Annotated in this window: 1 protein-coding gene; it reads left to right on the top strand. The window is 50.8% G+C overall.

Translation table 11 applies throughout. The annotated features are described in order from the left end of the window. Nucleotides 1-3 precede the first annotated feature (3 nt). A complete protein-coding gene (gene tuf / locus OSQ85_RS14010; protein WP_265823929.1) occupies nucleotides 4-1,194 on the top strand; it encodes an elongation factor Tu in 1,191 nt (396 codons plus the stop codon).

The raw sequence follows: 1,194 nt of genomic DNA, 5'->3' as shown, positions 1-1,194 counted from the left end.
CAGATGGCTAAAGCTAAGTTTGCTAGAACGAAGCCCCACGTCAACGTAGGAACAATCGGTCACGTAGACCATGGTAAAACTACCCTTACAGCAGCAATAACCTGCGTACAGGCGAAGAAAGGACTTGCAGAGTTCGTAGATTACGGCAACATCGACAAGGCTCCCGAAGAGAGGGAGCGCGGTATAACTATCGCGACAGCACACGTAGAGTACGAGTCACCCGCTCGCCACTATGCGCACGTTGACTGCCCTGGTCACGCCGACTACGTAAAGAACATGATCACAGGCGCAGCTCAGATGGACGGAGCTATACTTGTAGTTAGTGCAGCAGACGGCCCCATGCCCCAGACGAGAGAGCACATCCTTCTTGCGCGTCAGGTAGGCGTTCCTTACATCATCGTGTTCATGAACAAATGCGACATGGTAGATGACGAGGAGCTTCTTGAGCTTGTAGAGCTTGAAGTGAGAGACCTTCTTTCAACTTACGAATTCCCCGGAGACGACACACCCATTATCAAAGGTTCCGCTCTTAAAGCACTTGAGAACCCCACAGATGAGAAATGGGCAGGAGCTATCGGCGAACTCGTAGCGGCAATGGACAGCTACATTCCTGAGCCTGAGAGAGCAATAGATAAAGAATTCATAATGCCCGTAGAAGACGTGTTCAGCATATCCGGCCGCGGAACGGTAGTAACCGGCCGTATAGAGCAGGGACAGGTTAAAGTGGGAGAAGAAGTAGAGATCGTTGGAATACGCGATACAGTAAAGACAACAGTAACAGGCGTAGAGATGTTCAGGAAGATTCTTGACTCAGGTGTTGCCGGCGATAACGTTGGTATTCTTCTGAGAGGAATCAAAAAGGACGACGTAGAGCGCGGGCAGGTACTTTGCAAACCGGGTTCAATCAAACCCCACCGCAGGTACAAAGCAGAAGCCTACATCCTGACCAAAGAGGAAGGCGGTCGCCACACTCCCTTCTTCAGCGGGTATCGTCCTCAGTTCTATTTCCGTACGACTGACGTTACCGGAATCATCACTCTTCCCGAAGGGACAGAGATGGTAATGCCCGGCGATAACATCAGCTGCGTGGTAGAGCTTATAACACCCATTGCAATGGATGCGGGACTTCGTTTCGCTATTCGTGAGGGTGGTAGAACAGTCGGTGCAGGTGTTGTTACCGAGATTATCGAGTAA

This window comes from Geovibrio ferrireducens, from assembly GCF_026226615.1.
GTDB classification, from domain to species: Bacteria; Chrysiogenota; Deferribacteres; order Deferribacterales; family Geovibrionaceae; genus Geovibrio; species Geovibrio ferrireducens.
Note: the sequence above shows the minus strand (reverse complement) of the source record. Positions and strands in the feature narration are given on the sequence as shown.